The organism is Methylobacterium nonmethylotrophicum, assembly GCF_004745635.1.
Classification (GTDB): domain Bacteria; phylum Pseudomonadota; class Alphaproteobacteria; order Rhizobiales; family Beijerinckiaceae; genus Methylobacterium; species Methylobacterium nonmethylotrophicum.
In genome coordinates, this window is the sequence record NZ_SRLB01000001.1 from 485,818 (window position 1) to 502,338 (window position 16,521).

Genomic DNA, 16,521 nt, shown 5'->3' on the forward strand with positions numbered 1-16,521 from the left:
AAGAGGGTTGTCATAGGGTTCCGTCGCGCGCGGACAACCCGGGCCTGCGCCAGTCCGCCCCGCCTCCGCGCCCGGGCGCGGGGCATCGCCGGCCCGGGGCCTTGGCTCACGCCACCTGCCGCAGGCCCGGTCCCCCCAGCACCACCCGGTTCCGGCCCTGCGCCTTGGCCTGGTAGAGCGCCCGGTCGGCGAGGCCGAGCAGAGCCTCGAAATCGCCGCTGCCCCGGGCGACCCCGACGCTGACCGTGACCGAAAGGGCCGGCAGCACGTCCGGGCGCAGGGCCGCCACGGCGAGGCGCACGGTCTCGGCGATGGCGGCGGCGTCGCCCGCGCCGGCGCCCGGCAGGAGGCAGGCGAATTCCTCGCCCCCGAGGCGCCCGAGCGTGACGCCCGCGGGCAGGACCTGGCGCGCGGCGGCGCAGAAGCCGACCAGCACCGCGTCGCCGACGGCGTGCCCGAAGGTGTCGTTGACCCGCTTGAAGTGGTCGAGATCGAACAGCAGCACGGCCGCCGGGCCGGCCGCCAGGGCGTGGTGCGCGTGCGCCGCGAGCGCCCGGCGGTTGGCGGCGCCGGTGAGCGGGTCGGTCTCGGCGGCGCGGCGCTGCTCGGCCTCGAGCCGCTCCTTGGCGAGCGCCATGAACAGCACCGAGACCGCGACCGTGTACAGCAGGGCGATGAAGCACAGCACCGCGACCCAGAAGGTCTGGGTCGGGCTGCCGACCGGCGGTGCCGGCAGGACGAAGGTGGCGGGAATCCGCGCCCAGGCCAGCACCGCCTCGCTGGCGAGCAGGAGCGCCGCCGGGCCCCGCGACGGCAGCGGCTCGCCGCGATGGTCCCAGAGGGTGCGGGCGGCGAGGGCGCAGTACAGGCCGGCGACCGCCGAGGACAGGATCACCCGCGCCGCCAGCGAGGCGTAGAAGGGCGGCGCCAGGCAGGCGGCGAGCCACAGGACCGGACCCGCGGCGATCCGCAGCGGCGGCACCGGCCGTCCCTGGAACGAGCAGGCCCCGCCCCAGATCAGCCCGAAGGCCGCCAGCATCACCGCGTTGGCGAGCCCGATCGAGATCCAGTCCGGGATCACGCCCCGCAGGCCGAACAGCGTGACCGCAAGCGCCCCGACGATCTGGGCGAAGCCCAGGAAGCCGAGGGCGCGGGTCTGGCGGGCCTGGCGCCAGGACAGGAGGTAGAGCGCCCCCATGATGACCGTCACGAAGACCGTCACGGTCACCAGGGTCGGCGCATCCAGCTTCATCCCGCGACCCCTGCCCGACGCCGACTTGCCGAACTGGTGTAGCACGGACCTTTGCCCGAAGACTGTTCATTTGCCGGAGCGGAACCCTCGAATGGGGAAGAGCCGGGAAAAAGTCTCGACCACGGCGCCCCCGCGCACCTACTCGGCCAGCCGGCGGAAGCGCCACGCCACCTGGGTGCCGTCGGCGGCGGTGAGGTAGAGCACGATCTGCTCGGTGCGGCGGGCGCCGTTGAGGGCGGCGAAGAACACGCTCTCCTCGATCACCGGATCGATCGCGTCGGCCTCGAACAGCCAGGGCGCGCCCGCGCCGGCGAGCCGCACGCCGCGCCCGGTCCGGCTCGCCCGCACGGTCGGGTGCAGGTGGAAGCGGATCGCCGCCTCGACCGGGTCGCCGCGGCCCGCGGGCCCGCGCAGGAAGCCGTCATGGCCCTCCAGCAGGGCGCCGTCGGCGTGCAGGCGCCAGCGCCGCTCGTGGTAGAGGCCCAGGGTCGGGACGTAGCCGTCGTGCCGGGCGGCGAGCACGCTGGCGCCGGCCGGGTCGGTGCCGCGCTCCACCGTGACCTCGGCGGGCCCGCGCACCACGATCGGGCCCATCCGGCGCTTCAACCACGCCGCGATCGGGTGGATTAGGCCCGGCTGCGGGGCGAGGAAGCGGCAGGAGGAGGTGTCGGCGAGGCACGCGGTGGAATGAGCCGCGGTCGTGCGGGCGAGCTCCCGCATCTCCTCGCCGGTCGCCGGCATGCCGCAATTCACCACCAGCCGCTGCGGGCCGCAGGACAGCTCGAAGGACAGGCAGCCGGCCCCGGCCGCGGCCGAGTGGGCCGGCGGCGGGGCCGGGCCGATATCGGCCACCACCAGGGTGCCGCCCCCGCCCTCGAGCCGGGCGTAGCCGGAATGCGGCGCGTGCATCAGGGGCTTGGCCAGGGCGCCGTCATAGACCAGCAGGGTGGCGAGCTGGTCGGCGGCGGTCGCCCCCATGCCGTTGTGGTGGCCGAGGGACGCGTCGCCGTGGCGCAGGAGGCGCAGGAGCGGCAGCATCCGGTCGACCGCGTTGAGCAGCGCCTCCGGCGGGGCGATGTCGCGGCTCAGGAAGCTCTGGCGCAGAGGAAGCAGGTCGAGGAGCAGGTCCTTGGCGAAGCCCGGGTCGCGGCTGCGGTGGCCGCCATCGGGCAGGATCTGGCGGGTCAGCTCGCGGTGGAGCAGCCGCGTGCCCCGGCGCAGGACCGGCTCGAAGCCCTCGCAGCACAGGCCCGCATAGGCCAGCGCCACCGCGGCGAGGAGCCGGTCGCGGGGCAGGACGCCGCGCCGCAAGGCCCGGTCGAGGGTGCGGGTCGAGCGCCCGATCAGCTTCAGGAAGGCCTGGTAGAAGGCGTGGTCGGCGCCCTCCAGCACCAGCGGCGACTGGCACAGGAGCGAGATCAGCCGGCGGGCCACCACGGTCGGGCGCTGCGCCAGGGCCTGGTCGCCCCGTCCCGCCATGAAGTCCTGCACGAAGGCCCGGGCGTTGGCGCGCGACAGCGCGCTCTCCGCGGCGCGCAGGTGGCGCAGCCAGCCGAAGCCGTAGAGGGCCTCCCCCCACTGGGCCGAGGGGGGGGCGAAGTCGAAGGGCGAGCGCCCGCCGGTGGCGAGCGCCCGGCCGGCGAACACGAACAGGCCGGCATAGATGTCGGCCGCGATGGTGGCGTCGCTGGTGCGCAGGTCCTGCGGCGCGATCACCAGGCCGGTGGGCCGCAGGCGGGCCAGCGCCGAGGGGCGCGAGGTCGCCCGGACGGCGACGGCGCGCAAGGAGCGCCCGGCCTCGTGCCCGACGAGGCGGTAGAATCGCCAGCGGTCAGGCCCCCAACCCACGCCACCTCCTGCTGGTCATCCGAGATCCGATCGCCGCGCGATGCGGGGTTTCGGCGTCGCTCGTGCGCTCAGCGGATGTCCGCCGCGCGGGCCGATGCGCCGTCCGGACAACGCCGGGTCGAAGACGCATCGGCCGTCGCCAGGAATCGGCTATTCCCGTCAAGGAATGGTCAAGGATCGCCGCGCGGTCAAACCGCCGGAGAACTCTGTGAACAGTTTCCTGGTGCGGTTCACGCCCCCCGCCGCTCCAGCCTCGCCGCATAGAAGCCGTCGAGGCCGCCGCGCTCGCCCGGGGACGCGCCGCCCTCGCCGGGCCAGTGCGACGGCAGGGTGCGCAGGTCGCCGGCCGCGGTGACGAGGGCGGCGTCCCCGACCTCCCCGGGCGCGACCGCCCGGCGGGCGAAGTCCGGGTGGCGGGCGAGGAACGCCGCGACCTGGGCCTCGCCCTCCTCCGGCTCGAGGGAGCAGGTGCAGTAGACGAGGCGCCCGCCCGGGCGGACCAGCCGCGCCGCCTTGTCGAGGAGCCTGGCCTGGAGCGCCGTGAGGCGGGGAAGGTCGCTCTCGCGCTTCGACCAGGCGACGTCCGGGTGGCGCCGCACCGTGCCGGTGGCGCTGCAGGGCGCGTCGAGCAGCACCGCGTCGAAGCCGTATTCCTCCGGAAGGGTCAGGGCGTCCGCGGCCCGGACCTCCGCCGACAGCCCGAGCCGGGCGAGGTTGGCCTCGAGGCGGCGCAGGCGCGCGGCCGACCGGTCGACCGCCAGCACCTGGGCGCCGGCGGCGGCGAGCTGGGCGGTCTTGCCGCCCGGCGCGGCGCAGAGATCGGCCACCCGCTCGCCGGTCCGCACCGCGAGGAGATGGGCGGGGAGGGCGGCGGCGGCGTCCTGCACCCACCAGGCGCCGTCGGCGAAGCCCGGCAGATCCGGCACCGGCGTGCGGGCGTCGTCGAGGCGCAGGCTCAGACCCCCGGGCAGGTGCCGGCCCGCGAGCCCCTCGGGCAGGGGCGCGCCGGGGCGCAGCGTCAGGTCGAGCCCCGCCCCGCGGACATGGGCGGCCGCGATGGCGCGGGCGGTCTCCTCGCCGTAAGCGGCGGTCCAGCGCCGCGCGAGCCAGTCCGGCGTGTTGAGGCGCAAGGGCTCGGCGTCGCCCTCGCGGCGGATCGCGTCGCGCTCGCGGGCGATCCGCCGCAGCACCGCGTTGGCGAGGCCCGCGAGGTGCTGCAGCCCGGGCTCGGCCTTGGCGAGGCGCACCGCGAGGTCGACGGCGGCGTGGTCCTGGACGTTCAGGTAGAGGATCTGGGCCGCGCCGGTGGCCAGCAGCGCGACGAGGCCCGGCTGGTCCTCCGGCAGGCCCCTGGCGAGGCGATGGTGCAGCGCGTGGCGGATCACCCCGAGATGCCGGAAGGTCGTCGTCGCGATGGCGCGGGCGAGGCCCGCATCCTGCGGCGGCAGCGCGGCGCGGTCGGCCGCCGGCTCCATCGCGTCCTCGAGCGCCGTGCCGCGGTTCTTGCCCAGGAGATCCGCCACCGTCTCCCAGGCGAGGCGCCGCGCGGGCAGCCCGGCGACCTCGTCATGCTGTCCGTCCATCCTCACTCCACCGCGCCCGACGATTCCCCCGCACCGGCCGGCGCCCCGCTCTCCGGCGGGTCCCGGCCGCCCGGGGAGCGGGCCTGACCTTGACGCTGCCGCGTCCGCCCTCCACCTCGAAGGCATCCGCTGCTTTCAGCCGGGGTGGCATCCGCCCGCCCGAGATGCAAGCGCCACGGGACGCGATCCGCGCGCCGCGGCGCCTGAACCGACGAGAGACGATCGATGAGCGAGAGCGAGGCCACCCCCCGCAAGGCCCTGTCACCGGCGGCGCAGCGCGCCCTCGCCGAGGCCGAGGCGCGGCGGGCCGCGATCGACGCCCGGGCCGAGGAGATCCGGCGCGAGCGCGAGATCAATGGCCGCGGCGGCCTCGAGCCGGTGCGCTACGACGACTGGGAAGTGAAGGGCCTGGCGACGGATTTCTGAGCGAGCGTGGTCGGGTAGGCCGCTCGGCTCACGCAAGTTTGGCTTTGGGTAACAAGACGGAGCCCGCGCCAAGCCATCGTACACACTTCCTTCCCCCTTTTCCGGACGGCTGGAACGAAGTGGAAGGAAATCCGGGAAAGCGGGTCGAATAGGAAAAATCGACGAAACCAATCAGTTGTTCCGCAAGTTTCGTCGAGCTGCACGGTACACGACACGGCATTAAGGCGGCACGCTTTCATGTGATCCCACCCGCGAACCTCACCCTGAGGTGACCGGCGATCGAAGATCGCTGGGCCTCGAAGGAGGGCTCCAGAAGCCTCTCCGATCCCTGGAGGTCTCCTTCGAGGCCCACTCCGTGGGCACCTCAGGATGAGGAGGTGGGTGGGAAAGGCCGATGCTGCGATCGAGCTTCCAGTGTCGTGTACCATGGTCGTACGGTCAGCAACCATTTCTGTGAACACGACTCGAGGGAGGTGAGAATGGGTCTGCTCGACGGCCTGCTCGGTCATGGCAGCGATGCGACGCCGGAATCCGTGGCGCAGGACCTCGACGGGATGCTGGTCCCGGGCGAGACCGTGCAGCTGGCGTTCCGGATGATCCGCGACCTGATGGTCTTCACCGACCGGCGGCTGATCCTCGTCGACAAGCAGGGCGTGACCGGCCGCAAGGTCTCCTACCTCACGGTGCCCTACCGGGCGATCACCTCGTTCTCGATCGAGAATGCCGGCAGCTTCGACCTCGATTCGGAGCTGACGATCTGGATCTCCGGCCGGCCGGACCCGATCGCCCGCACGCTCAAGCGCGGGGCCGACATAAGGGGCATCCAGCGGGCGATCGCCGCGACGCTCCGCTGACCCGGGAACGCCCTCCCGCCGCTCCCGTTGGGGTCGCGAGTGACCCCAACAGGGATCCCGCACCACAGGAGCGGCACGATGGGCGACACGACGATCAAGAAGGTGTCCGGCGGGCAGTCTCCGCGGGGGCCGGGCGGCCAGCGCTATCTCGCCTCCGGCAAGCACGTGGCGATGCGGCTGTGGGTCGACGAGCCGCCCACCGACGACAAGCCGAGCGCCGCGCGCGACTACGAGACCGTCGGCTACGTGATCGCGGGCCGAGCCGAATTGCAGCTCGAGGGCCAGAGCGTGCGGCTGGAGCCGGGCGATTCCTGGCTGGTGCCGGCCGGGGCGCAGCACACCTACCGCATCCTCGAGAGCTTCACCGCCGTCGAGGCGACCTCGCCGCCCGCGCAGGTGCACGGGCGGGAGGGCTGAGCCTCAATAAATAAGCTACGCGGTTTAAGTTTCGCAGCTTTGCCAATTGAAGCCGCGTTCTTGAGCTTGTTCATGTATAATGCAAATCAATTTCCCTGATAAAAATGAAATTACACAGCGTACGATTGATATTCACGAACTAGTGAGATCGTGCTCGCCAGGGATTTTTTCCAAAGGAATTTTTTGTAGATAGCGATATTGAAGTAATATTTTGTAATTATATGGTTCGTTTCAAAATCGGTTGAAGTCGGATTTTATCGAAATTACCTCTTGTTGGCAGATGATTTTTATACTAAGATCATGTGGAAAATTGATAGTTCTTTCGATTGCAAGACTCGCAAGAGCATCAATGAACTATCGAATGTCGGATTATTTTGCATCTAGATCTAACATGAGGAATTCTATGCAGATCTTCAGGTTAATATGTCTGGCTTTATTCAGCGCTGTATTGTTTGCTGGTGCTGCTGATGCCCAGTACCGCAGCGATCGCGTCTGTTGGAGCGAGAGGAAATCGCTATGCCCCTCTGGATGGGATGATGATGATACGGCATTTTATGGGTGTGGCTACGGAGGAAACAGCGGCTTCAATCCTGACGCAGTTTGTCAAGACATTTGCGGGGCATCAAGGGGTCCAAAATGCCGTGTCTCCCCTGGTCCTGGCGGAAGCGGAGGGCGTTGCGGTTACAGAGCAGCAAGAGTCGATTGTTTTTGACCTTATTCTGAAGTCAAGCACACGACGCCAATGCCTAGTGTAAAGATTTGGCCGCCCGCGCAGGTGCACGGGCGGGAGGGCTGAGCTGAGACTCAGCGCGTCACCACCACCGTGGTGCCGACCTGGACGCGGCCGTAGAGGTCCGCCACGTCCTGGTTGTACATCCGGATGCAGCCATAGGACGCGAAGGTGCCGATCGAGCCCGGCCGGTTGGTGCCGTGGATCGCGTACTCGCCCCGGTCGAGGGTGAGGGCCGCGACACCCATCGGGTTGCTCGGCGAGCCGCCGGCGATCACCTCCGGCAGGCGGGGATTGTCCCGCCTGACCTCGTCGGGCGGCGACCAGGCCGGCCGGAGGTATTTTCCGTCGATGCGGGCGTAGCCGGTCCATTGCTTGCCGGCCCGGCCGACCGCAACGGGATAGCGGATCGCCGTCCCGTCGCCGTTGACGAAGTACAGCCGCCGCTCCGCCGTGCGCACCACCACCGTGCCGGGCTCGGCCGCGGCGTCGAAGGCGACCAGTTCCCGCGCGGCGGCCGGAACGGCCGCCAGCATCGCCGCGGCGAGAGACGCCGCGGCCCATCCACTCTGCTTGTGCATCCCTGCGGTCCTCGAGCGTGACCTTATTGAGCAGAGCGATAATCCGCCCGGAAAGCTGTCGTTCCGGTTGGCAAAGATGCTTGCCGAGGGGTGAAGGGCGGGGTGGCCGGGGTCAGCGTTAAGGAACGGCTGCGGGCCGCTCAGGCCGCCGGCGCCTTGCGGGTCCGGGCCGCCTCGCGGAGCGTCGCCAGCCCGTCGGGCCCGAGGTCGAGGGCGAGGCGCAGCACCTCGTCGGCATAGGCCTGCGGCGTGGTGCCGGCCTGCTTGGCCGCCCGCGCGAGGCGCAGGCCCAGCGCCCCGTCGACCGGGATCGCGGTGCCGCGGGGCGCGGGCTCCGCCGGCGGGGCGGGCGCCAAGGCCGCGAGGGCGGCGGGCGTGGCGTCCGGCCGGGGCGGAAGGCCGAGGGCCTGCCGGCGCCCCTGGGCGGCGAGCCGGTCGGCGCGCTCGTTGCCGGCCTCGCCGGCATGGCCCTTCACCCAGACCCAGCGCACGTCGCGCCGCGCCGCCAGTTCGTCGAGGCGCTGCATCAGCTCGACGTTCTTCACCGGCCCGGTGGTGGTGCGCCAGCCCTTGAGCTTCCAGCCGCGGATCCACTCGGTGACCGACTTCACCACGTACTGGCTGTCGCAGCGCATCTCGATCGCGGCGCCCTCGGGAAAATGCTCCAGGGCACGGATCGCCGCGGTCAGCTCCATGCGGTTGTTGGTGCTCTGCGGGTCGCCCCCGCACAATTCGACGGTGCCCTCCGGCGCCTGGATCACCACGCCCCAGCCGCCCGGGCCGGGATTGGGATCGCAGCCGCCGTCGGCATACACGATGGTTCGCATGGCAGCCTTTGTCTCACGCGTCACGACGGGGCGCGGCCGCCTCCCGTGACGGCGGGTGCCGGCCGCGCGGGCACCTTCGGCCCCGAATGGTGAACAAATACCCAGATCCCGCTGCCCGCAACCCGGGCGATCTCGCACCGCGGGCCTTGGCACGGCGCTTGCGCCGACCCAAGGAAGCGCGATGATGAGCGGCCGGCCCGACGCAAGGGCGGCGAAGTCGCTCCGTCCGCCCTGACCCTCGGACGCCCAAGAAGAGATGCGACCCATGCCAGTCAAGCCCGCCGACGCCGTCGAGGAGATGCTGCCGCCAGCCCGCCTGCTGCCCCTCGCGGTGCAGCACGTGCTGGTGATGTATGCCGGCGCGGTGGCGGTGCCGCTGATCATCGGCCGGGCGCTGGGGTTGCGGCCCGAAGAGGTCGCCTTCCTGATCAGCGCCGACCTGTTCGCCTGCGGCCTCGCGACCCTGGTCCAGTCCGCCGGGTTCCCGGGCGTCGGCATCCGGCTGCCGGTGATGATGGGCGTCACCTTCGCGTCGGTCGGCCCGATGCTGTCGATGGCGGCGACGCCCGATGTCGGGCTTTTGGGCATCTACGGCTCGGTGATCGCCGCCGGGATCTTCGGCCTCCTGGTCGCGCCCTATGTCAGCCGCCTGCTCCCGCTCTTCCCGCCGGTTGTCACCGGCACCATCATCCTGGTGATCGGCATCTCCCTGATGCGGGTCGGCATCAACTGGGCCGGCGGCGGCCAGCCGACGCTGACGAGGATGATCGACGGCGTGCCCGCCGCGGTGCCGAACCCGAACTACGCGCAGGCGGGCGGCCTCGGCATCGCCTTCCTGGTGCTGCTGACGATCCTCGCGCTGATCCGCTGGGGCAAGGGCTTCGTCGCCAACGTGGCGGTGCTGCTCGGCATCGTCGCCGGCTCGGTGCTCGCCGCGATGCTCGGGCTCATGCACCTCGACAAGGTCGCGGCCGCACCCTGGTTCGCCCCGGTCCTGCCGTTCCACTTCGGCTGGCCCCAGTTCCACCTCGTGCCGATCGCCACGATGTGCGTGGTGATGATCGTGGTGATGATCGAATCGACCGGCATGTTCCTGGCGCTCGGCGAGATCACGGGCCGGCCGGTCAGCCAGGCCGACCTCGCCCGGGGCCTGCGCGCCGACGGGCTCGGCACGTTGCTGGGCGGCCTCTTCAACACCTTCCCGTACACCTCGTTCTCGCAGAATGTCGGCCTCGTCGGGGTGACCGGGGTGCGCTCGCGCTACGTGACGGTGGCGGGCGGAGTCATCATGCTGGCGCTCGGGCTCCTGCCGAAGATGGCGGCGCTGGTCGAGGCGGTGCCGCAGGTGGTGCTCGGCGGGGCCGGGCTCGTGATGTTCGGCATGGTGGCGGCCACGGGTGCGCGCATCCTCACGGCGGTCGATTTCCGCGGCCAGCCGAAGAACCAGTTCGTGGTGGCGATCGCGGTCGGGTTCGGCATGATCCCGCTGGTGGCGCCGACCTTCTTCCGCAACCTGCCGCACGCGCTGCACCCGCTGCTCGAATCGGGCATCCTGCTTGCCTCGATCGCCGCGGTCCTGCTCAACGCCTTCTTCAACGGCCTCGGCAGCACCGAGCAGGCGGGCCGGGACGCTTCTGCCGCCGCGGCCGCCGCCGAGCACGTCTGACGGTCGAACTCTCAATCCGTGAGGAACCGATGACCCTGCTGCACAAGACCTACGGCAAGGGCCGGGTGCGGGTGATGCGCGTCCACCGCGACGGCGACCGGCACGAGGTGCGCGAGCTCACCGTGAAGGCGATGCTGACCGGCGCCTTCGAGCGCACCTTCACGCATGCCGACAACGGCCCGACCGTCTCGACCGACACGGTCAAGAACGTGGTCTACATCGTCGCCCGGGAATGCCCGGCCCTGCCGGCGGAGGCGTTCTGCAAGGCGGTGGCGCAGCGCCTCCTCGACAGCTACCCGCAGATGGAGGCGGCCACCGTCACCGGCCACGAGACCCGCTGGAACCGGCTCGCCGTCGACGGCGCGGCCCATCCCCACGCCTTCACCCTCGACGGCAACGGCCAGGCCACCGCCCGCGTCGTGCTGCGCCGCGACGGCGCGGAGATCGAGTCCGGCCTCTCCGGCTTCACCTTCCTGAAGAGCACGGAATCGGGCTGGGCCAACTACGTCAAGGATCCCTACACCACGATCCCCGAGACCCACGACCGCATCGCCGCGACCAGCATGGAGGCGTCGTGGCGCTGGGCGTCCGAGCCCGCCGATTACGCGGCCGCCAATGCCCGCATCCTCGACACCCTGCTGCGGGTCTTCGCCACGAGCTACAGCCACAGCCTGCAGGACAGCCTCTACCGCATGGGCACGGCCGCCCTCGAGGCGGTGCCGGAGATCGAGACCATCACGCTCGCCTGCCCGAACAAGCACTACCTGCTGGCGAACCTGACGCCCTTCGGCCTCGACAACCCCAACCAGGTCTTCATCGCCACCGACGAGCCGCACGGGCAGATCGAGTGCACGGTCGGGCGGTGAGGCGCAGGGCCGAGGGCTGCACCGCTCGTCCGAGCCTGACGAATCCGAGGGAGGGCGATGCGTGCTCGATCATCTCGCCATCGACGTCTCCGATCTCGCCCGCAGCCGGCGGTTCTACGCCGCGGCCCTGGCCCCGCTCGGCTACGGGCTAAGACGCGAGAGGACGGCCTCGGTCGGGTTCGGCGTGATCGAGGGCGAGGGACGCTCGCTCGATCCGGACGGGGATTTCTGGATCGCGGAGGGCGTTCCCCACCCCCGCTTCCCCACTTCGCCTTCAGCGCGCCGTCCCGGGCGGCCGTCGACGCCTTCTTCGAGGCCGCGCTTGGTGCAGGCGGGGTGGATAACGGCCGCCCCGGCCTGCGCGACCGCTATCATCCGCACTACTATGCGGCGTTTGTCATCGATCCGGACGGCTACAACATCGAAGCCGTGTGTCACAAGGAGGTCTGCTGATCGCCGTGGGTGCTCGTCTCGTGCCCGAAGGCGTCGCTTCCGAAGCAATGCCGACGATCCCACCCTTCACCTCATCCTGAGGTGCTGGGCGATCGGAGATCGCGCAGCCTCGAAGGAGGGCTCCAGGGATCGCGGAGACATCTGGAGCCCTCCTTCGAGGCCCAGCGATCTGCGATCGCCGGTCACCTCAGGATAAGGTAGAGGGTGGGGTTGCCTGGCAAGTCGAACAGGCTCTCAGCCGCTCCCTCACGGTCACCCCGACCAGTCCGACCCTCAATGCCGCGTCGGGTTCGCCCCCACCGTCTCGGCGGTGAGCCAGTCCACCACCTCGGCCAGCGCCTCCCTGGGCGGCAGGCCGCGGCCCTGCGCCTCGGTGAACAGGGCGAGCTGGCGGTCGGCGCTGGTGCCGCGGGCGACGATCCAGCGGGCGAGGTCGAGCTCGGCCTCGCAGGCCAGCGCCCGGGCGTCCTCGGCGACGAGGGCCAGGGTCTCGCCGAGCACCGTCGCCACCGGCCGGGCCGCCCGCGTCGCCTCGCAGACGAAGCTGCCGTGGATGCCGTAGCGCTGGGCCCGCCAGCAATTCTCCGCCGCGATCGCGTGCGAGGCGCCGGTGGGGTCGCGGTGGAGTCCGGGGTCGCGGGCGAGGCGGCGCACCAGGCAACGGTAGAGCGCCGCGATGGCGAGCGCGTCGTCGAGGCGGGTGCAGCTGTCGGCGATGCGCAGGTCGAGGCTCGGGCCGGCGGGCGAGGGGCAGATCACCCACCAGACGTGGCGCGGGTCGTCGATGGCGCCGGTGCCCACCACCGTGTCGAGGTAACGGGCGTAATCCGCCTCGTCGCGGAAGAGCGGCGGCAGGCCGCTGCGGGGCAGCTCGCGCGCCGCGGCGAGGCGGTAGCCGAGGAGCCCGGTGCGCTGGGCCTGCCAGAACGGCGAGGAGGTCGAGAGGGCGAGCAGCAGCGGCAGGAAAGGCTGCACCCGGTTCATCAGGTCGATCCGCGAGACGCCCTCCGGCACGCCCACCGCGACGCTGAGGCCGCAGACCACGGTGCGGCTGCCGACCATCTGCAGGTCGCGCAGCACCCGGCCGCGGGCCACCTGGTCGCGGGGGCGCACCCGGCTCCACTGGGCCAGCGGATGGGTGCCGGACGCCATCAGGGCGAGGCCCCGCGCCGCCGCGAGGGCGCCCACGCCGCTCCGGAGGGCCGAGAGGGTCCGCCGGGCCTCGGCGAGGTCGGTCACCGGCGCGGTGGCCCAGACGAGCTGCGGCTCCATCAGCTCGGTGCGCACCTGGGGGTGGTCGGCCCGGCAGGCGGCCAGGAAGTCGTGGGTGCGGGCCCGGGCGGCATCGCGCTTGCCCGCGTCGTTGATGAACACTTCCTCCTCGATGCAGACGTCGAAATCCGCTCGCATACGCAATACCTCCGGCAAGAGCGATCTCCGGGAAGAGCGGGCCGCGGCAGGCCGGCGGCCTCGGCCGCGAATCGACCTCGGCCGCGGGCGGCTCCACTGTCAGCGCTTGAAATGAGGCGCGAGCCCGGTCGCCGGCGCCCCGGGGCGGATCAGGCCTCCGACCGGCCGTCCCCGAGCACGGCCTGGACCAGGGCCAGCACCGCCACGGCGGCGGTGTCGGCGCGCAGGATGCGCGGACCGAGGGAGAGGCGGACGGTGTTGGGACGGTCTCCGATCAGGGTGCGCTCCTCCGGCGTGAACCCCCCCTCCGGTCCGATCACAACGGCCAGCGGAACGGGGCCGTTCCCCGATACGGCACGCCCCCGCGCCGCCGCACCAGCCTGGGTCAAAGCCGCGACCGGATCGGCCACGGGAGCGTCCTCGTCGCAGAACACCAGCAGGCGCTCCGGCGCGAGGGCGGCCACGGCCTCGGCCAGCGGCGCGGCGTCGCGGATCTCCGGCAGGCTCAGGATGCCGCACTGCTCGGCCGCCTCGATCGCGTTGGCGCGAAGCTTGTCGAGCTTGATCCGGTCCCCTTGCGTGCGCCGCGTGACCACCGGCTGGATCAGGCTCGCGCCCATCTCCACCGCCTTCTGGGCGACGTAGTCGAGGCGGGCCGCCTTGAGGGGGGCGAACAGGTAGTGCAGGTCGCCCGGCGCGGTCTGCGGACGGGCCTGCGCCCGCAGCACCAGGTCCGCCGCCTTGCGGCCGGTGGGCTCGATCTCGGCCCGCCACTCGCCGTCGCGGCCGTTGAACACCAGGACGGGCTCGCCCGCGCCCCGGCGCAGGACCGAGAGCAGGTAATTGGCCTGGGCCCGGTCGAGGCCGTGGCGCAAACCCTCCCGCATCGGGATGTCGAGGAAGAGCCGGGGAGCGTGGAAATCGTAGGCCGCCATGGCCGCCCTGCTCGCCGAGGCGGGGGCGGGATGTCAATCGCCCGGCCTGTGGCTTTCCTGCAACGTCGGGCGGCGCGCGGGCACGAAGCCGGGGCGGCGGGCGGCGGCCCGCACGATGGCGCCACATTCCTGTGCAGAAACCGCATCCGGGCCGGAAGCGGCAAGGATTTCTTCGGGTATGCCGGACGCGCGGCCGGATCGGTCCGATGCGCGGCGCAGAGGCCGGGATCAGAGCAGGGATACGGGGGGTTACGAGATGACTGGCATGCGTGTGACCGTGGCGGCGCTGGCCGGAAGCCTGCTCGGCGCGACGCTCCTCGGCGGGGCCGCCCAGGCCCAGGGCGCCGACTGCACCACGATCCAGAAGACGCTGACCGAGCGCAAGGACATCGTCGCCAAGGTCAATGCCGCCTCGCAGGGCAAGAAGGCCAAGATCACGGCGGCGGCCGCCTGCACCCTGTTCACCAGGCTCCAGGCCAACGGCAACGAGGGCATGAAGTGGATCACCGCCAACAAGGATTGGTGCTCGATCCCGGATTCCTTCGTCGAGGGCTTCAAGGCCGACCACACCAAGGTGACGTCGCTGCGCGGCAAGGTCTGCAACGCCGCCCAGCAGCAGGCCGCGATGGAGAAGAAGGCCCGCGCCATGCAGGCCCAGCAGCAGCAGGGCGGCGGCGGTGGCGGCCTCCTCGGCGGGCCCGGCCTGACCGGCAGCTTCCGGGTGCCGCAGGGCGCCCTGTGAGCCGCGCCGCCGTGAGTCCCGCCGCCAAGGCGGCCCCGGCCCGCCGCATCCCTGCATGATGGCCGCCCCCGACCGCCCGGTCGCCGACGCGGTCACGGGGCACTGGGTCGACCGGCACGCCCCCGAGGCCCTGCGCCCCTACCTGCGCCTCGCCCGCATCGAGCGGCCGATCGGCTGGTGGCTCCTGCTCCTGCCGTGCTGGTGGTCGGCGGCTTTGGCCGCGATCGCGGCCGGCCAGCCTGGCCCGAGCCTGTGGCACCTCGTCCTGTTCCTCGTCGGCGCCGTCGCCATGCGGGGGGCGGGCTCGACCTACAACGACATCGCCGACCGCGACCTCGACGCCCGCGTCGAGCGCACCCGCCTGCGACCGCTCCCCTCCGGCCGGATCGGCGTGCGCCACGCCCTGACCTTCCTGGTGCTCCAGGCCCTCGTCGGCCTCGCGGTGCTGCTGCAGTTCAACCGCACGGCGATCCTCGTCGGCCTCGCCTCGCTCCTGCCGGTCGCGATCTACCCGTTCATGAAGCGGGTGATGCCGGTGCCGCAAGCCGTGCTCGGCCTCGCCTTCGCGTGGGGCGCCCTGATGGGCTGGGTCGCCCTGATCGGCCGCCTCGACGCCCCGGCCTGCTGGCTCTATGCCGGCGCCATCGCGTGGGTCATCGGCTACGACACCATCTACGCGGTGCAGGACATCGAGGACGACGAGATCGCCGGCATCAAGTCCTCGGCGCGCTTCTTCGGCGCCCGGGTGCGGCTCGCGGTGGCGGGCTGCTTCATGGCCGCCGTCCTGTGCATCGGCCTCGCCCTCGCCGGGGCCGGGGCCGGGCCGATCGGGCTTGCCGGGCTCGCGCTGTTCGCCGGGCACCTCGCCTGGCAGGTCGGCCGGCTCGATCCGCGCGACGGCGCCGAGGCGCTGCGGCTGTTCCGCTCCAACCGCGACGCGGGGCTGATCCTGTTCTGCGGCCTCACGCTCGACGCGATCTGGCAAGGCTTGATGTAGCCTGCTCGACGGAACCCGGGCCGACCTCGCTCGGGTTCATGCCGGGCGCGCTCAGACGCTCCTGCCCTCCGTGATCAGCGCCTCGTCGCGGTAGACCAGCGGGCGCAGGGGCAGCCGGCCGGTCTTGCGGCGGGTGAGGAAGCGCGGCCGCCGATGGGTCAGCAGGCCGTGCCGGCGGCGGATCCGCACCGCGCCGAGCTTCACCCGGCCGAGCTGCTGGCCCATCGGGGCGACGGCGCCGTCCTCCTGGATCACCACGAGCGGCAGGCCCGATTCGGCGCCGAGGCGGCGCCACACCGCCACGACCTCGTCGTCGCCGTAGACGCCGAGCCGCATCAGCGGGTCGCCGCTGCGGTCGAGCACCATCACGGCGAAGCGGTCCTCGCCGGCGGCGTCGCTGGCGTCGCCGTCGAGGCAGAGGGCGAGGCTGCCGGCGGCGGTGCCGCCCGGCAGGCGGCCCACCATCGGCAGAGCCGACGGCTCGACCTGGACCGGGCCGCGGTGGATCACGGGGAGCCCGACGTCGCGACGGGCGGCCTGGCGGTTCGAAGAGGGGAATCTGGTGACCATGGTTCTGCTCAACGCCCTGTCCGCGTGAGGCGGCGACCTCTGCCGTGTCGTCCGCTGTTGTCACGACAATGGACCGGCCCCGGCTCAGAACGCCTTAAAAGGCAGCGTTAAGCGATGGTTGGCGCGGCACGTTTGCGCCGAATGCTCAATGGATCCTTGTCCCGGCCGGATTCATTTATCGTTCACTCCCAGAACAAGCCGCCGCCGATGCTCGCCGCTCCCTGAGATAACGATGCGGCATCAGGCCTGCCGGTGCCGGGACGGCGGCATCCTTGTGGCGTCCGGTGGCGGCGCCTACAACGGTGGGCGACGTCGCCCCGTGCGCAACCCGTGCCCGCCGCGGGGCCGCCGGGCGCTCCCCTCG

Annotated in this window: 15 protein-coding genes and 1 pseudogene; 8 read left to right on the forward strand and 8 right to left on the reverse strand. The window is 71.7% G+C overall.

Going from position 1 to position 16,521, the window contains the following annotated elements:
* Positions 1-106 precede the first annotated feature (106 nt).
* The 3 genes from EU555_RS02315 to EU555_RS02325 all read right to left on the reverse strand — a co-directional run bounded on the left by EU555_RS02315 (position 107) and on the right by EU555_RS02325 (position 4,683).
* Complete coding sequence (locus tag EU555_RS02315; RefSeq protein ID WP_135412812.1) at positions 107-1,252, reverse strand: GGDEF domain-containing protein; 1,146 nt, start codon at positions 1,250-1,252, stop codon at positions 107-109.
* A 138-nt stretch (positions 1,253-1,390) separates the two neighbouring features.
* Positions 1,391-3,100, reverse strand: coding sequence for a heparinase II/III family protein (locus EU555_RS02320; protein WP_135412813.1), 1,710 nt, complete (start codon positions 3,098-3,100; stop codon positions 1,391-1,393).
* Between the two features lie 230 nt (positions 3,101-3,330).
* Positions 3,331-4,683 (reverse strand): RsmB/NOP family class I SAM-dependent RNA methyltransferase, encoded by a 1,353-nt coding sequence (locus EU555_RS02325; RefSeq protein ID WP_135412814.1) that lies wholly within the window; start codon positions 4,681-4,683, stop codon positions 3,331-3,333.
* A gap of 225 nt (positions 4,684-4,908) precedes the next feature.
* On the opposite strand from EU555_RS02325, the gene EU555_RS02330 reads away from it, so the two are divergent.
* The 3 genes from EU555_RS02330 (at position 4,909) to EU555_RS02340 (ending at position 6,380) form a co-directional block, all read left to right on the forward strand.
* Complete coding sequence (locus EU555_RS02330) at positions 4,909-5,109, forward strand: DUF1674 domain-containing protein (protein WP_135412815.1); 201 nt, start codon at positions 4,909-4,911, stop codon at positions 5,107-5,109.
* Between the two features lie 479 nt (positions 5,110-5,588).
* Positions 5,589-5,963, forward strand: coding sequence for a PH domain-containing protein (locus EU555_RS02335; protein WP_135412816.1), 375 nt, complete (start codon positions 5,589-5,591; stop codon positions 5,961-5,963).
* A 78-nt stretch (positions 5,964-6,041) separates the two neighbouring features.
* Complete coding sequence (locus EU555_RS02340; protein WP_135412817.1) at positions 6,042-6,380, forward strand: cupin domain-containing protein; 339 nt, start codon at positions 6,042-6,044, stop codon at positions 6,378-6,380.
* Positions 6,381-7,184: 804 nt separating this feature from the next.
* Here the strand turns inward: EU555_RS02340 and EU555_RS02345 are convergent.
* Positions 7,185-7,691 (reverse strand): L,D-transpeptidase, encoded by a 507-nt coding sequence (locus EU555_RS02345; protein ID WP_135412818.1) that lies wholly within the window; start codon positions 7,689-7,691, stop codon positions 7,185-7,187.
* 140 nt (positions 7,692-7,831) lie between these two features.
* A complete protein-coding gene (gene rnhA / locus EU555_RS02350) occupies positions 7,832-8,518 on the reverse strand; it encodes a ribonuclease HI (protein WP_135412819.1) in 687 nt (228 codons plus the stop codon).
* A gap of 265 nt (positions 8,519-8,783) precedes the next feature.
* Here rnhA and EU555_RS02355 point away from each other — a divergent pair, with 265 nt between their 5' ends.
* The 3 genes and pseudogenes from EU555_RS02355 (at position 8,784) to EU555_RS02365 (ending at position 11,503) form a co-directional block, all read left to right on the forward strand.
* Entirely contained in the window at positions 8,784-10,184 is a 1,401-nt protein-coding gene (locus tag EU555_RS02355; protein ID WP_135412820.1) for a nucleobase:cation symporter-2 family protein, read from the forward strand.
* 29 nt (positions 10,185-10,213) lie between these two features.
* Positions 10,214-11,050, forward strand: coding sequence for a factor-independent urate hydroxylase (pucL, locus tag EU555_RS02360; RefSeq protein ID WP_135412821.1), 837 nt, complete (start codon positions 10,214-10,216; stop codon positions 11,048-11,050).
* Between the two features lie 61 nt (positions 11,051-11,111).
* Positions 11,112-11,503 (forward strand): annotated as a pseudogene (locus tag EU555_RS02365) (VOC family protein).
* A 273-nt stretch (positions 11,504-11,776) separates the two neighbouring features.
* Here EU555_RS02365 and EU555_RS02370 read toward each other — a convergent pair.
* Together EU555_RS02370 and EU555_RS02375 are read right to left on the reverse strand one after the other, a co-directional pair.
* Positions 11,777-12,913 (reverse strand): YbdK family carboxylate-amine ligase, encoded by a 1,137-nt coding sequence (locus tag EU555_RS02370; protein ID WP_135412822.1) that lies wholly within the window; start codon positions 12,911-12,913, stop codon positions 11,777-11,779.
* A gap of 149 nt (positions 12,914-13,062) precedes the next feature.
* On the reverse strand, positions 13,063-13,848 hold the full coding sequence (locus EU555_RS02375; protein WP_135412823.1) for a 16S rRNA (uracil(1498)-N(3))-methyltransferase: 786 nt from the start codon (positions 13,846-13,848) through the stop codon (positions 13,063-13,065).
* Between the two features lie 265 nt (positions 13,849-14,113).
* Between EU555_RS02375 and EU555_RS02380 the strand changes: the two genes are divergently transcribed.
* Together EU555_RS02380 and ubiA are read left to right on the forward strand one after the other, a co-directional pair.
* Entirely contained in the window at positions 14,114-14,590 is a 477-nt protein-coding gene (locus EU555_RS02380) for a hypothetical protein (RefSeq protein WP_205820743.1), read from the forward strand.
* A 55-nt stretch (positions 14,591-14,645) separates the two neighbouring features.
* On the forward strand, positions 14,646-15,587 hold the full coding sequence (gene ubiA, locus EU555_RS02385; RefSeq protein ID WP_135412825.1) for a 4-hydroxybenzoate octaprenyltransferase: 942 nt from the start codon (positions 14,646-14,648) through the stop codon (positions 15,585-15,587).
* Positions 15,588-15,638: 51 nt separating this feature from the next.
* Here ubiA and EU555_RS02390 read toward each other — a convergent pair whose 3' ends face one another.
* Positions 15,639-16,157: a DUF6101 family protein gene (locus tag EU555_RS02390; protein ID WP_135412826.1), complete on the reverse strand. Its 519-nt coding sequence runs from the start codon at positions 16,155-16,157 to the stop codon at positions 15,639-15,641.
* Positions 16,158-16,521 lie beyond the last annotated feature (364 nt).

Excerpts from the sequence above, each read along its gene's own strand:
- EU555_RS02340 (WP_135412817.1), top strand. The coding sequence starts at position 6,042 with ATGGGCGACACGACGATCAAGAAGGTGTCCGGCGGGCAGTCTCCGCGG.
- EU555_RS02345 (WP_135412818.1), bottom strand. The coding sequence starts at position 7,691 with ATGCACAAGCAGAGTGGATGGGCCGCGGCGTCTCTCGCCGCGGCGATG.
- EU555_RS02390 (WP_135412826.1), bottom strand. The coding sequence starts at position 16,157 with ATGGTCACCAGATTCCCCTCTTCGAACCGCCAGGCCGCCCGTCGCGAC.
- EU555_RS02375 (WP_135412823.1), bottom strand. The coding sequence starts at position 13,848 with ATGGCGGCCTACGATTTCCACGCTCCCCGGCTCTTCCTCGACATCCCG.
- EU555_RS02355 (WP_135412820.1), top strand. The coding sequence starts at position 8,784 with ATGCCAGTCAAGCCCGCCGACGCCGTCGAGGAGATGCTGCCGCCAGCC.
- EU555_RS02380 (WP_205820743.1), top strand. The coding sequence starts at position 14,114 with ATGCGTGTGACCGTGGCGGCGCTGGCCGGAAGCCTGCTCGGCGCGACG.
- EU555_RS02325 (WP_135412814.1), bottom strand. The coding sequence starts at position 4,683 with ATGGACGGACAGCATGACGAGGTCGCCGGGCTGCCCGCGCGGCGCCTC.
- pucL (WP_135412821.1), top strand. The coding sequence starts at position 10,214 with ATGACCCTGCTGCACAAGACCTACGGCAAGGGCCGGGTGCGGGTGATG.
- EU555_RS02315 (WP_135412812.1), bottom strand. The coding sequence starts at position 1,252 with ATGAAGCTGGATGCGCCGACCCTGGTGACCGTGACGGTCTTCGTGACG.
- ubiA (WP_135412825.1), top strand. The coding sequence starts at position 14,646 with ATGATGGCCGCCCCCGACCGCCCGGTCGCCGACGCGGTCACGGGGCAC.
- EU555_RS02370 (WP_135412822.1), bottom strand. The coding sequence starts at position 12,913 with ATGCGAGCGGATTTCGACGTCTGCATCGAGGAGGAAGTGTTCATCAAC.
- EU555_RS02335 (WP_135412816.1), top strand. The coding sequence starts at position 5,589 with ATGGGTCTGCTCGACGGCCTGCTCGGTCATGGCAGCGATGCGACGCCG.
- rnhA (WP_135412819.1), bottom strand. The coding sequence starts at position 8,518 with ATGCGAACCATCGTGTATGCCGACGGCGGCTGCGATCCCAATCCCGGC.
- EU555_RS02330 (WP_135412815.1), top strand. The coding sequence starts at position 4,909 with ATGAGCGAGAGCGAGGCCACCCCCCGCAAGGCCCTGTCACCGGCGGCG.